We start from the raw sequence: 13,468 nt of genomic DNA on the forward strand, positions 1-13,468 counted from the left end.
CGGCTTCCAGCTCGTTCAGGCGCTTCATCAGTGACGCATCCATACCCCCGTATTTGGCTCGCCACTTGTAGAAAAGCGCACTGCTCATGCCATGTTCCCGGCATAATTCGGGTACCGGTGTACCGGCTTCAGCCTGTTGCAGAATCCCCAGGATCTGGCTGTCGCTGTATCGTGATTTTCTCATGGGGAATCTCCTCTTGTGTAATTATGAGAAAATTCCACTTATGATGACAGTTAATTTTGGGGGTGATTACCCTTTCCTCCCCTTCTGTCCGCATCCTGGGCAAGACCCGTATTAGCCGGAAAGCGGGTCAGCCTGTTCGAGCCCGAGTCGCGTCTATTGCGACCGGCGAGTTCTGACCACGCTTTGCCCGGCTAATGGGTCGATGATCAGGATGGTTGCGGACAGCGGGGCGTCGTTTTCTTTCGTCCATTTCTTTTGGACGAGCAAAAGAAATGGACTCGTCGTTTGGGGGCGAAACCCCATTAGTACGCTGCGTAGCAGCAAAAAGAAAAAATCCCTGGATTCCTGAACGCATAGAACCACTTCGTGCTTCATTATGCGCACCTTCACCTCCGGTTCCAGGCGTGCACAAGAATGACAACAACGGGCGAAATGACAGACGAGGCCGAAACAACAGCTCGACCGAACTCCCAAAGATGAAACATCAAACCTTGGTAAGGCTCTCCCGCCAATCATCACTCGGCGCAACACGCCCCAGCAACAACCGTCGTCCGACTTCGTTTTCGTAGAAGCCATGATCATGCAACAAGGGTTCAGCTTCATAGGCCCAGACGGCGCCATCGGCATCGGTGGCGATCCAGCGGGCCCAGGCGGGAAGTTCTGTATCGAACCGGGGTGTGGTCACACCAGCTGCGGGATCAGGTTTTTGGCAGGGTGACGCCGGTCTGGCCCTGGTACTTGCCGCCACGATCCTTGTACGAGGTTTCACAGACCTCGTCGGATTCAAAGAACAGCATTTGCGCCACGCCTTCGTTGGCGTAGATCTTGGCCGGTAACGGTGTGGTGTTGGAGAACTCCAGGGTCACGTGACCTTCCCATTCCGGCTCCAGCGGTGTGACGTTAACAATGATGCCGCAACGGGCATACGTGGACTTGCCCAGGCACACGGTCAGTACGCTGCGCGGGATTCGGAAATATTCAACCGTACGCGCCAGCGCAAACGAGTTGGGCGGGATAATGCAAACATCAGACTTCACGTCGACAAAACTGGCGGCAGCAAAATCCTTGGGATCGACGATGGCGGAATTGATATTGGTGAATATCTTGAACTCGTCGGCGCAGCGCACGTCGTAACCGTAGCTCGAGGTGCCGTAGGAAATAATGCGACCGCCGTCATTCTCGCGAACCTGTCCGGGTTCAAATGGTTCGATCATGCCCTGGGACTCGGCCATTCGGCGAATCCACTTGTCTGATTTGATGCTCATAGAAAGTCTGCTGCTAATGTGATTCTTATCGGGAAAAATTCGGGCGCTATCATATCAGGTAACGGCAAAATGACTAACCCCTGCGGGCTCGGCCAAACCGGGGGCATGACCTTAACGATTTTACCTTGTAAAACAGTAGTTTAATTGGCGTTTAATCGGCCGAAACTGAGATCATTGCTGGTAACCACGTGCCCAATCTGTTAGTTTTTCTGTACATTACTACTATAAATATCCGTGACACAGGACTGATACTCATGGTGAGGAAGGCGCGCATCAATCCGGGCAGCGCAACGCTGCACCTGATCATCGCACTGGGACTGGCAGTACTCCCGGTCATTATGCCTGTTGCCAAGGCAGAAACGGTACTCAAGGGCAATTACATCAGCGGCCGGTTTGTCACTGCCGGCGGGTTTCCCATCGTCAATGGCACGGTGAAACTGGTGGATGTGGACGACGTCATGCTCAGCGTCACCACGACAGTCAGTGGCGGACACTTCAAGCTGCCCCTGGATACGCTCGAAGGTGAAGACCGCGACAGCCTGAACCAGGCGTACCTGCATTTGTCCGATAACAAGGGCAATTCCATCAAGATTCGCATCGGCGGCTGGGCAGCCCAGGAACGAGGCTATATTAAGGTGCCGACGATATCGCTGCAGAACAAGAAATCCGGCAGCACGGCAAAACAGCAAAACAGCCCAAAATCCGAATCAAAGTTTCCCTATATCCAGGGCAAATAGCCAGATTGACCTCGCCGGGGCCGCTACCAGCCAATGCCGACTTCCGCCGGAAACGACATATAACCCGATCAGGGGCATAGGGAACTTACACCCAAGACGCTAGTCTTAAACAAGGGTCTCCTTGCAAGAGGATGATGCGATGAAAACCGTGCCCGGGACGCAGCAAAAAGGTATTGTGTTGGCTGTCGCGACCCTCATGGTCTGCCTGAACTTGACCAGTGTCACAGTAAAACAGCTGGCATACAGGACACAATGATGGGTGCTACCAGCAGCGACCTCGGCGCGCTGGATGACACCGAGTTGTCGAAGCTGCGGGGTTTTACCCTGGTCACCAAAGATGCAGCCGGCAAGATTTCACGGAAGTCACTGGACAACGCGGACAACCAAAAGAGCCAGGGGAACAAGCTTCCCTGCCAGCCCATTGTCATGCGTTAATACAGCAGGGACGGACAGCAACAACACAAAAGCATATGGCGCAATAGACGGCGACGAAAAACAAAGGGGCTCTTCAAGAGCCCCTCTTTTTTTGTCCTGGCCGTACAGCCTGATCAGGTATTCTGAATCACGATATTGGGGAATGCGCCGGAGTAATCCTTCTTCTTGCGCGCCAGCTTGGCGGCAACCCGGCGGGCGATATCGCGATAGGTCTTGCTGATCGGTGCATCCGGCTCGGCCACTACCGTCGGCTTGCCGTTGTCTGTTTCTTCGCGAATGCGGATATCCAGCGGCAGGCCACCCAGGAACGGTACGTCGTAGTCTTCCGCCATGCTGTTACCACCGCCCTGGCCAAAGATATGTTCCTCGTGACCGCACTTGGAACAGATATGCGTACTCATGTTTTCAATAACACCCAGTACCGGCACTTCCACCTTTTCGAACATCTTCAGCGCCTTGCGCGCATCCAGCAGGGCGATGTCCTGGGGTGTAGTAACAATCACGGCGCCGCTGACCGGCACCTTCTGCGCCAGCGTCAGCTGGGTATCACCGGTGCCCGGCGGCAGGTCGATAATCAGGTAGTCGAGATCCTTCCAGTTGGTGTCGCGCAGCAACTGCTCCAGCGCCTGGGTCACCATCGGGCCACGCCAAATCATCGGCTGTTCGGCATCCACCAGGTAACCGATGGACATACTCTGCAGGTGGTAGCTGACAACAGGTTCCATGGTCTTGCCGTCGATCGATTCCGGCTTGGCGCTGGAACCGAGCATGCGTGGCTGGCTTGGACCATAAATATCGGCATCCAGGATACCGACCGAGGCGCCTTCGGCTGACAGTGCCAGCGCCAGGTTGACCGATGTCGTGGACTTGCCGACACCGCCCTTGCCCGAGGCAACGGCGATAATGTTCTTGATGCCATCAATGGGCTTGACGCCCTGCTGTACCGCGTGGCTCTTGATCTCGTTGCTCATGTTGATGACCGCTTCATCAACACCGTCGATGGATTCCAGCTTGGCTTTCAGGTTTGCAATCTGTTCATCGCGCACACCCTTGTTGGGATAACCCAGGACTACGTCCACGGTCACCTTGGCGCCGTCCACTGCAATATTCTTGATCGACTTGGCCGTTACCAGGTCTGAATCCAGGTACGGGTCCACCACTTCTTTTAACGCCGCTTCGACTTGCTGCTGCGAAACCTCAGCCATGGTAATTCTCCACTAAACTAGTCAACTATTTTTGAGGGGCGCCATGCTACACCCGCAACAGTGAAATGTCATGACACCAAATACACACGAAGGGGGCGGATATTACCAGATTCCGCCTGCCGCCCACAGCACCCGATTGGACAAGCACCGTTGCGCTGAATCCGCCTGAAACTGGCCTGAGTCCGGCAAAACTGGTACGTTACGCGAAATCCGGCCGCGCCCCGAATGAAACCTATGGGTGCGGCCTTTTTCGTCCGAATTCAAGGCCAATGACCATTAGCGACAAGAAAAAAATCCTGATTACCTGTGCCCTGCCCTACGCCAATGGCTCAATGCACCTGGGGCACCTGGTAGAACACATCCAGACCGACATCTGGGCCCGGTTCCAGCGCATGCAGGGACACGAGACCTGGTTCGTGTGTGCCGACGATGCCCACGGCACAGCCATCATGCTGCGCGCACAAAACGAAGGCATTACGCCGGAACAGCTGATCGACAAAATGAACGCCGAACACCAGGCGGATTTTGCCGGTTTTGGCATCAGCTATGACAACTATTACAGCACCCATTCCGACGAGAACCGCGAGTTTGCGCAGAGTATCTATATTAAGTTGCGCGACGCCGGCCACATCGACGTACGCACCATCGAGCAACTGTACGACCCGGAAAAGGAAATGTTCCTGCCGGACCGCTTCGTCAAAGGCACGTGTCCCAAGTGCGGTGCCGAAGACCAGTACGGCGACAACTGCGAAGTGTGCAGCGCTACCTACGATGCGACTGAGCTGAAAAACCCGCGCTCGGTGGTCAGTGGCGCGGCGCCGGTGACCAGGTCCTCCGAACACTATTTTTTCAAGCTCGGTGATTTTACCGACATGCTGAAGCAGTACCTCGAAGACCATGTGCAGCCGGAAGTGGCCAACAAGATGAACGAATGGATCGAGGCCGGCCTGCAGGACTGGGATATCTCCCGCGACGCACCCTACTTTGGCTTTGGAATCCCGGGCACCAAGGACAAATATTTCTACGTCTGGCTGGACGCACCCATGGGCTACATGTCGAGCTTCAAGGACCTGTGCAACAAGCGCGGGCTGAACTTTGACGACTGGTGGGACAAGGGCAGCAAGGCCGAGATTTATCACTTCATCGGCAAGGACATTATTCGCTTTCATACGCTGTTCTGGCCGGCAGTGCTGGAAGGCTCCGGCTACCACAAACCGAAGGCCATCTATGTGCATGGCTTTCTTACCGTGAACGGCCAGAAGATGTCCAAGTCGCGCGGCACCTTTATCAATGCCCGCACCTACCTGGACAGCAATCTCAATCCCGAGTACCTGCGTTATTACTACGCGGCCAAGTTATCCGACAGTATTGATGACATTGATCTCAGCCTGGATGATTTTGTTGCCCGCATTAACAGCGACCTGGTTGGCAAGTACGTGAACATTGCCAGCCGCACGGCCAACTTTATTACCAGGCAGCTTGATGGCAAGTTGCTGACTGTTGGCGAGTTCGAGCCTGAACAAAAAGATCAGTACCTTGGCAACCTGAACGAAAGTGCCGACATGATCAGGCAGTTCTACCAGGATCGCGAATACAGTCACGCCATACGCGAAATCATGCGCATGGCTGACACGATTAACGAATTTTTTGATCAGAGCGAACCCTGGAAGCTGGCCAAGGATGAGTCACGCAAGCATGACTTGCATAAAATCTGTTCCCGCATCATGCACGGCTTCCATGCGCTGTCCATTCTGCTGGCACCGGTATTGCCTGCACTGACAGAACGCGTTGCCAGGGACTTGTTTGGCAAGCAGGAAACATTTACCTGGGCCGACCTGGACGAAGCGGCATTCCCGACCACGTTGAATAATTTCAAGCACCTGGCCAAGCGCATCGAAAAAGAAAGCGTCGACGCCATGATGGACGCATCGAAAGAGAGTTTGAACATGACTGAAGAAAAAACAACGGCCACCGGGCCATTAGCAGATAACCCCATTGCCGATACCATCGACTATGATGACTTCGCCAAGGTGGATTTGCGCGTAGCAAGAATTGTTGATGCCCAACACGTGGAAGGCGCGGATAAACTGCTGCAGCTGACGCTGGACCTGGGCGGTGAAACCCGCAACGTATTCGCCGGCATCAAGTCTGCTTACAGGCCCGAAGAACTGAAAGGCCGGCTCACCGTCATGGTAGCCAACCTGGCGCCACGCAAAATGCGCTTTGGCGTCTCTGAAGGCATGGTGCTGGCAGCCGGTCCCGGCGGCAAGGACATCTGGGTGCTTAATCCGGATGACGGCGCCCAACCAGGCATGAAAATCAAATAGTCCTGCCAGAAATAACCTCTTTCCTGATCCGGCTTTTGGGCCGGATCAGCCCCGCAACCGCTCCTCATCATCTGGCCCCGACCAGTTGCTGTGCTATAAGTAGCAGTAGACCCGCAGGTTTTGTCGCGTTTTCGCGTGTCAGTATCATTGATTGCCTGAAGGTACGTCGTTGCAGTAACCAGGCCACAAGCAGTCACGCCTGCATCAACCATCACCGGGATGTCCGCAATCGCTATGTCCGGCAACGAATTCAGAAAACGTTTCCGAAACCTGATTATTCTGACATGGACCTTGCCTGCCGTTGTCGGACTGTCATTTATTCTCTATATCGAACTGCTGACCCGGGAGCAGATGGTCAGCGTCATCCTGTCGCCACTGGAAAGCCTGTTCATCGTCGGCAGCCTGTTGCTGGCGGTCTGGTTTTATGACCGGCGCACGGGCATTCCGGTTGCCCGGTTCATTGACCAGCCTAACCCGGAAAATGAATCATTTGCACTTTCACGGACGCGGCGCTTTATTGCCGAGTACTGGGTTTTGCTGCTGCTGTACCTGCTGGTAGCGCCATCGACTGTCATCATCAGTGCCGAGCTGTATTCCGGATTTGTTGCCCGGCCGGTGGACTGGTTTCGTATACACCTTGTTGCCCTGATCGTATCCATCGTTGTCGGCCTGCCGCTATTCTTCGCTATCTTCGACCTGCTCGGCCATGGCCTGTCGCGCGCCGTGTTCACTAGGCCGTTACTTACCATCAAGACCAAGATCTTCCTGATCGCAGCATTGATGCCGCTGCTGATCGATACCATGCTGATCCAGTACTTCTGGACCCGCACCGGTTACTTCAGCATGGAAACCTTCGTCATCTGGCTGGCACTTGAAGCCCTGGCTGTTGCCGGTGCAATCATGTTCGCGCGCAGCTTCTCCCGCTCGCTGAAGCCACTGGAATACCTGATACAGCCAACCGGTTCCTTTGGTGATCTTGATTTCTCCGGGCTCAACCCGGCCTCGCTGGATGAGCCGGGCCTGCTGACACTCAAGTTTCGCGGCATTCTTGAGCAGTTGCGTGCGCAGGGTTATGTCATTGAGCTGATCAACCACATCCATCGCGAGATCGACCAGGCATCCAGCCAGGGAGAAGCACTGGAAATCATTGTTGAAACCTGTCTCGATGCCACCGGCGACGAAATGTGCTTCCTGCTCATGCTGGACAAGAACAGTGATGAGCTGGTCGGCGTCTGCCACACGGGCGAGAAGTTCAACGCCGAAGGTTATTACCGGATCAGTATCGACGAACAGTCACTGGCCGCCTACACGTTCAGAACCCGATCGGTCATATCAACGGAAGACGCCAATAATGACTCGCGCTGCAAGCCGGATATTGTCAACTCTTTTGATATTCGTTCTGCCATATCCGCGCCACTGATTATCGAAAACAGTGTTATCGGTATATTGATATCCTCGACCCGGTCATATTCGCGCACATACAGCGTTCACGATCGCGGCTTCATGGAAGGCCTGGCCCGGGAGGCCGCACTGGTCATCCAGACACATGGCCTTCAGAGCACGCTTAACAAGGAGCGCGAGCGCGCCCAAATCGCACTGCAATCCATCGGTGACGGCGTCATCACCACGACAACCGGCGGCAAGATTTATTACCTGAACCCGGTCGCCGAAAAACTGACCGGCACAGGCCTGGAAGATGCCAAGGGGCAATCCATTGAACACATCCTGGATATATACAATGAGTCTGACAGGAAGCCCGTATCCCGGGATATCGTTGAAGCCATAAGCAGTTCCGCATCGCTGAAACTGTCCGACAACATTTTTCTCAGGCAAAAAGGCAGCAGCAAGGAATTCGATATCGAATGCACTATCTCACCGATACTGGACCAGTCCGGGTCCATAGGTGGTGCCGTGCTGATCATACGCGATATCAGCGAAGCCACATCCATGGCCAGGAAGATGGCCTACCTGTCATCGCACGATGCATTGACCGGGCTTATTAATCGCGCCGAGTTTGATGACAGGCTGACCGAGGCACTGGAAGAGTCCTTCCGGATCCGGTCGGAACATGTTTTGTGTTATATCGACCTCGATCAGTTCAAGATGGTGAATGATACCTGCGGTCATATCGCCGGCGATGAACTGCTCAAACAGTTGACCAGCCTGCTGCAATCACAGATACAGCCGCCGCACACACTGGCCAGGCTTGGCGGCGATGAATTCGGCATCCTGTACCGCGACACGGGAATCGCGGAAGCCAGGGAAGAAATCAGCATGCTGTTGTCACTGGTAAGAAGCTACCGGTTCTTCTGGGAGGGGCGCCAGTTCGAGATCGGCGCCAGTATCGGCATGATCGCGGTCAACGCAAACAGTGTCAGCCAGACCGAGCTGATGAAGTCGGTGGATTCCGCCTGCTACATTGCCAAGGATCTTGGCCGGAACCGGATTCACGTTTACGAGGAGGATGACGCTGCCGTCATTTCCCGCAGCAGTGAACTCGAATGGCTGGCGCGCCTGAGGCAGGCACTGGATCATGATACGCTGGTGCTGTATGCCCAGCCGATCTTCGATTTTCGACAACATCCTGCAAGCATAGCATTTAGCGAAGTATTGCTGCGCATTCCCGGTGTTGACGGTACCCATACCCGGCCGGCTGAGTTCATTGCCGCAGCTGAACGCTATAACCTGATGACCAAGGTAGACAAATGGGTCATCGGTAAAGTATTTGAAATTGTCGGCTCACACCCGGATGGCAGGCGTTACAGTATCAATCTTTCCGGGCAATCACTTTGTGACGAAGAGCTGCTGGACTTCATTGTCCTGGAAGCACGAAGACATGACTTTGACTGCAGCAACATCTGCTTCGAAATCACGGAGACAGCGGCAATCACCAATCTTCCTCATGCCATGCACATGATCGATTCACTGAAGACCTTGGGCTTCCGTTTTGCGCTGGATGACTTTGGCAGTGGTATCAGCTCGTTCGGTTACCTGAAGACCCTGAAGGTGGACTACATAAAGATCGACGGCGTATTCGTCAGGGATATTGATTCCGATCCCGTATCCGCATCCATCGTTGAATCGATTCATCATACTGCACGGGCGCTCGGCATTGCCGCCATTGCCGAGTACGTGGAAAACGAGACAATCCGGCAGTCACTTATCCAGCGCGGTATTGAATTTGGCCAGGGTAATGGCCTGGCATTGCCTGAACCCATTGAGGCTGCGTCGGTACCAAACTGAAAACGGGAGACAGGTTTGCCTGCATCAGGCCGGCTTGATACGAAAGTCACGCCAACCCAGGACAAACGCGATCAACCCCAATACCATCATGACCCCGTCGCGGCTGCGAAAGTAAAACTTGTAGGCCATGCTGACACGTTTCTCCGGTTCGCCGATTTGTGCCGGAACTATCCTGGGAATCCAGCCGTATTCCGAACGACCCACCAGCACTTTGTTCCAGACCATATCATTGGCGGAACCCACATCGGTCAGCAACAGCAGCGCCTTCCTGCCTGGTTTTCGTATAACCTCGGACTCGAGGCTCGGCATAACAGTCACCCGTGCGTCATCCTCAAGCACTTCAACAAACAGGTGATCCGAACTGTACAAGACCTTGTTGGCCCTGGCCGGCCACGGGATGTCGACAAAATTTTGCGCGGCAACATAGATGAAAAATACCAGCGAAAAAGCAAACCCGCCCTTGATGGCGCGAAGCATGCGATGAGAAATCATTTGCACCCTGAACAACAACACCAGCACGAACAATGCAACAACAGTCATACCAATATTAAGCGCCGGGTGAATTGCAAGAATGTCTGTCGGATTGAGCGCCAGCAAGGCGCGGTCTTCGGAATCCGACAACAGGTAACGCAGGTAAGTGTGATAGATGCCGTAAACAAGGCCAATCACCGAAACGAGGTAGACCAGGAATTCCTTTTTCTGCCTGCCAATCAATGGCAAGGCAGAGCTGAACGTGATATCAAACACCTTGCTGGGCATGGTCTTCCATTGACACTTGTACAATGTCATGGGCTTGCTTTTGCCCTTTAACATGACCTGACCTTGCCGACTCAATGCAAACTCGGCATTCTTGACCCGTGAAGCCGTAGAACCCGATACCAGGATTTCATCACCCTTGGCCTTTGACTCAACACGCGCGGCCACGTTCACGACGTCACCAAAGACATCGGCACGCTCGACAATACCGTGACCGGTATGAATTCCGACCCTGACATTCAGCTGAAAACGCCGGTCGCGGGCACGCTCATCAGCCAGTATCTGCTGAATGCCAATCGCCGCGTGAATTGCGTCCTCGGGATAACGAAACACCGCCATAATCGCATCGCCGATGGTTTTGACCACGCGACCACGATACTTTCTGATTACCGGGAACAGCAAGCGGTTATGGCGATCGACCATCAGCCGACCCTTGACGTCACCCTGTCGATCCCAGTACTTGGTCGATCCTTCGATATCAGTAAAAAGAATGGTGGCCGGCTTTCGGGTCTTCTGAATCTGTCGAACCAGGCCTGTCAGTATTCTGGTGTCATGCATATTAGCTACCGTGCATCATTGTTATGGTATCCCCTGCCCGGGCCGAGTCTAACACGGTTTTAGGGACACACACACGAACGGGTTTTGCCGGTAACAAGGCGGTTGAAAATCCGGCCGGACTTGGCATACTCGACTCTTGTTGTCTTCAAACCCGCTCACACATGCCAGCCAGTCTCGCCGATATTGACGCCTGTTTGCCGCAAACCCAGTGCGGGCGTTGTGGTTATCCCCGCTGCGAAGATTACGCCGGCGCTTTGCTTGCCGGTGACACCGGCATCAATCGTTGTCCGCCGGGACAGGACCGGACAATCGGTCAACTGGCCGACCTGCTGAATACTCCTGCACTGCCCCTGGACAGCAGTTTAGCGGCCTATCATCACAGGCTGCTGGCAATCATCGATGAAACACAATGTATTGGCTGCACACTTTGCATCCAGGCCTGCCCGGTTGACGCCATTCTTGGCACCGCCAAGCACATGCACACAGTCATCACGGCGGAATGTACCGGCTGCGAGCTTTGCCTGCCGCCGTGCCCGATGTCCTGCATTGAGCTGGTCGCCTGGCAAGGCGAAGAAGACCCACATTCAGCATGGCCGCAATATTCACTTGCCGACCGTGAACAGGCCCGACGTCGGAGCCGTAACCGGTTGCGACGACTCAGTGCCGGCAAGACCGGGCCCGAATCACTATCACCACAACCCGATTCAAAGAAAAAGATGCAGGATGATATTGCTGCTGCCGTGGCGCGTGTAAGAGCCAGGCGTAACCCGTCATGAATCGAAAACAGCGAACGGAAATGTTTGTCCGGCTGAAACAAGCAAACCCGAAGCCGACGACAGAACTGCATTACAGCAATACTTTCCAGTTGTTGATTGCAGTCATCCTGTCCGCCCAGGCAACCGACAAGGGTGTGAATGCCGCGACCGCATCCTTGTTCAGCCTGGCAAAAACACCGCAGGATATTCTGGACATGGGGCTACGCAAGCTCAAAACCCATGTCAAAACCATTGGCCTTTTCAATACCAAGGCCGCCAATATCATGAAAACCTGTCGCATGCTGGTTGATCATCACAAGGGCAAAGTGCCGCGCGATCGCGAATCGCTGGAAGCCTTGCCCGGTGTCGGCCGGAAGACCGCCAATGTCGTGCTCAACACGGCGTTTGGCGAACCCACGATTGCCGTTGATACCCATATATTCCGGCTGTCCAACCGTACAGGCCTGGCGCCAGGCAAGAATGTGCTGGAAGTGGAACGCAACCTGGTCAAAAACGTTCCGCCCGAATTCATGCACGATGCTCATCATTGGCTAATTCTCCACGGCCGCTACACCTGCATTGCCCGCAAACCACGGTGTGGCAGCTGCGCCATCTATGATTTATGTGAATATGACGCTAAAGTGGATGAATGACTGATCGTCAACCCATTCCCGTGGCCACCGGCCTCAGCCATGGTGGACCGGTTCAGGCGGAACATGCTTCAAATGCCGTCAACCAGGCCATGGAGAGCGCCGGTATTGATCGCGCCAACGGCGTCATCCTGTTCCTTACCGAAGAATTTGCCAATGACCCGACCGCTGCTATTCGCGCTGCTGCGCGCGTCGCCGGCACACTGCAGGTCATTGGCTGTACCGGTGCCGGTGTATTCACTGAGCAGGAGTGGATCCTGGATGGCCCGGGTGCAGCAGCCATGGTTTTTGGTGGCGATATTCGTTTTGGCCGCGTCCCGGAAAATTGCTGTGCCGAGCAACCGGTTCTGTCCCTGTGCACACCGGCGGGCCTGGTTGCCGAATGGCTGGATCTGCCGTCTCCCCGTGTTGGCGGCATCTCCGCTGACAGTTTTGGTCATGGTCCGTTCAAGGTCTGGAGCGACGGCCGGGTTTCAGAATCCGGCCAGGTCGACACCCTGTTTGAGGGCGCTCACGGCGCGGCCCAGGCGTCACAGGGCATTCACGCACTGACTGCCCCAATTGAAATCAGCGAAGTGCAGGGCCTGGACGTACTGAAGATCGGCAATTACCCGGCGCTCAATGTGCTAATCCAGTCCTTGCCCGAAGAAGTCCGGCAACTGCGTTCACTGCCCTATCACCTGCTTGCTGGCGGTGTCACTTTCGGCGACCCGGATACCGCCATTCGCGAAGGCCGTTACCGACTTGCTCATATCGTTTCAGCCAACCCGGGTGAGCAGTCCATCACCTTGTCACAGCCACTTCATCGTGGCGAGAGATTGTTCTGGGCGATGCGCAACACGCTTACCGCCGAGCGGGAGATGGCACGCACCATTGAACAAACCGTCGCACAACTACGAACTGAACCGGATTTTGGCCTGCTGTTTCCCTGTGTCGGTCGTGGACCCAACTTTTACGGTAACCGCGACCGGGACCTGGAGCTGCTCAAGAGCCGGTTCCCGGGCATGCCGGTGATCGGATTTTACGGTAACGGCGAAATCGGCCCACTGGATGGCAGCAACCACCTCTACCAGTACTCGGCCATTCTCAGTCTTTTCAAGTCAAGTCATTGATTTGTCGATATTTTCAAGCCGGTCATCAGCTGACGACTTGCCAGCTTCTGGCGTGGCTGCAACAATGCCTGCGGATTTTTATGGAACCCGGAAACTTTTCCTACAAATGCGGGTCATAGAAAACCGAGTGCCGATTGATTACCGCTCCCCGTTCCGGAAAAAGGCAACGTTTTCATCTGCCGGTCAGGAAACCGGCAGCAGGCAGCTGTGTCAGTCTCACTACCTAGCTATTTACTGATCC

At 54.7% G+C, this 13,468-nt stretch carries 12 protein-coding genes; 7 read left to right on the top strand and 5 right to left on the bottom strand.

The features are described from left to right. The 3 genes from OEZ10_02045 to dcd all read right to left on the bottom strand — a co-directional run. A partial coding sequence (locus OEZ10_02045) for a transposase (protein ID MDH5631755.1) occupies positions 1–184 on the bottom strand: 184 nt, incomplete at its 3' end. A gap of 484 nt (positions 185–668) precedes the next feature. Continuing rightward, complete coding sequence (locus OEZ10_02050; GenBank protein ID MDH5631756.1) at positions 669–869, bottom strand: hypothetical protein; 201 nt, start codon at positions 867–869, stop codon at positions 669–671. A gap of 13 nt (positions 870–882) precedes the next feature. Beyond that, a complete protein-coding gene (gene dcd, locus OEZ10_02055) occupies positions 883–1,449 on the bottom strand; it encodes a dCTP deaminase (protein MDH5631757.1) in 567 nt (188 codons plus the stop codon). A gap of 188 nt (positions 1,450–1,637) precedes the next feature. Between dcd and OEZ10_02060 the strand changes: the two genes are divergently transcribed. Both OEZ10_02060 and OEZ10_02065 read left to right on the top strand, forming a co-directional pair. After that, positions 1,638–2,186: a hypothetical protein gene (locus OEZ10_02060; GenBank protein ID MDH5631758.1), complete on the top strand. Its 549-nt coding sequence runs from the start codon at positions 1,638–1,640 to the stop codon at positions 2,184–2,186. Positions 2,187–2,438: 252 nt separating this feature from the next. Beyond that, complete coding sequence (locus OEZ10_02065; protein ID MDH5631759.1) at positions 2,439–2,621, top strand: hypothetical protein; 183 nt, start codon at positions 2,439–2,441, stop codon at positions 2,619–2,621. 113 nt (positions 2,622–2,734) lie between these two features. Here the strand turns inward: OEZ10_02065 and apbC are convergent, their stop codons facing one another. Continuing rightward, complete coding sequence (apbC, locus tag OEZ10_02070) at positions 2,735–3,826, bottom strand: iron-sulfur cluster carrier protein ApbC (protein MDH5631760.1); 1,092 nt, start codon at positions 3,824–3,826, stop codon at positions 2,735–2,737. Positions 3,827–4,095: 269 nt separating this feature from the next. Between apbC and metG the strand changes: the two genes are divergently transcribed. Next, on the top strand, positions 4,096–6,153 hold the full coding sequence (metG, locus tag OEZ10_02075) for a methionine--tRNA ligase (GenBank protein MDH5631761.1): 2,058 nt from the start codon (positions 4,096–4,098) through the stop codon (positions 6,151–6,153). A 219-nt stretch (positions 6,154–6,372) separates the two neighbouring features. Then, positions 6,373–9,396, top strand: coding sequence for an EAL domain-containing protein (locus OEZ10_02080; GenBank protein MDH5631762.1), 3,024 nt, complete (start codon positions 6,373–6,375; stop codon positions 9,394–9,396). A 24-nt stretch (positions 9,397–9,420) separates the two neighbouring features. Here the strand turns inward: OEZ10_02080 and OEZ10_02085 are convergent, their stop codons facing one another. Next, positions 9,421–10,710, bottom strand: a complete 1,290-nt coding sequence (locus OEZ10_02085) for an adenylate/guanylate cyclase domain-containing protein (GenBank protein MDH5631763.1) — start codon at positions 10,708–10,710, stop codon at positions 9,421–9,423. Positions 10,711–10,871: 161 nt separating this feature from the next. Between OEZ10_02085 and OEZ10_02090 the strand changes: the two genes are divergently transcribed. Genes OEZ10_02090 through OEZ10_02100 form a run of 3 tightly spaced genes read left to right on the top strand, consistent with a single transcriptional unit; the run spans position 10,872 to position 13,227 of the window. Continuing rightward, complete coding sequence (locus OEZ10_02090; GenBank protein MDH5631764.1) at positions 10,872–11,486, top strand: RnfABCDGE type electron transport complex subunit B; 615 nt, start codon at positions 10,872–10,874, stop codon at positions 11,484–11,486. After that, positions 11,483–12,118, top strand: a complete 636-nt coding sequence (nth, locus tag OEZ10_02095) for an endonuclease III (GenBank protein MDH5631765.1) — start codon at positions 11,483–11,485, stop codon at positions 12,116–12,118. The genes OEZ10_02090 and nth overlap by 4 nt, the downstream gene beginning before the upstream one ends. Next, entirely contained in the window at positions 12,115–13,227 is a 1,113-nt protein-coding gene (locus OEZ10_02100; protein ID MDH5631766.1) for an FIST C-terminal domain-containing protein, read from the top strand. Before nth ends, OEZ10_02100 begins: the two co-directional genes overlap by 4 nt. Positions 13,228–13,468: the final 241 nt, after the last annotated feature.

It is taken from the genome of Gammaproteobacteria bacterium (genome assembly GCA_029880545.1).
In the GTDB taxonomy this organism is placed as follows: Bacteria; Pseudomonadota; Gammaproteobacteria; order Acidiferrobacterales; family SZUA-150; genus JAOUOD01.

Bases quoted from the DNA above. Each gene is read 5' to 3' on its own strand.
- dcd (MDH5631757.1), bottom strand. From the start codon at position 1,449: ATGAGCATCAAATCAGACAAGTGGATTCGCCGAATGGCCGAGTCCCAG.
- OEZ10_02065 (MDH5631759.1), top strand. From the start codon at position 2,439: ATGATGGGTGCTACCAGCAGCGACCTCGGCGCGCTGGATGACACCGAG.
- apbC (MDH5631760.1), bottom strand. From the start codon at position 3,826: ATGGCTGAGGTTTCGCAGCAGCAAGTCGAAGCGGCGTTAAAAGAAGTG.
- metG (MDH5631761.1), top strand. From the start codon at position 4,096: ATGACCATTAGCGACAAGAAAAAAATCCTGATTACCTGTGCCCTGCCC.
- OEZ10_02080 (MDH5631762.1), top strand. From the start codon at position 6,373: ATGTCCGCAATCGCTATGTCCGGCAACGAATTCAGAAAACGTTTCCGA.
- OEZ10_02085 (MDH5631763.1), bottom strand. From the start codon at position 10,710: ATGCATGACACCAGAATACTGACAGGCCTGGTTCGACAGATTCAGAAG.
- OEZ10_02090 (MDH5631764.1), top strand. From the start codon at position 10,872: ATGCCAGCCAGTCTCGCCGATATTGACGCCTGTTTGCCGCAAACCCAG.
- nth (MDH5631765.1), top strand. From the start codon at position 11,483: ATGAATCGAAAACAGCGAACGGAAATGTTTGTCCGGCTGAAACAAGCA.
- OEZ10_02100 (MDH5631766.1), top strand. From the start codon at position 12,115: ATGACTGATCGTCAACCCATTCCCGTGGCCACCGGCCTCAGCCATGGT.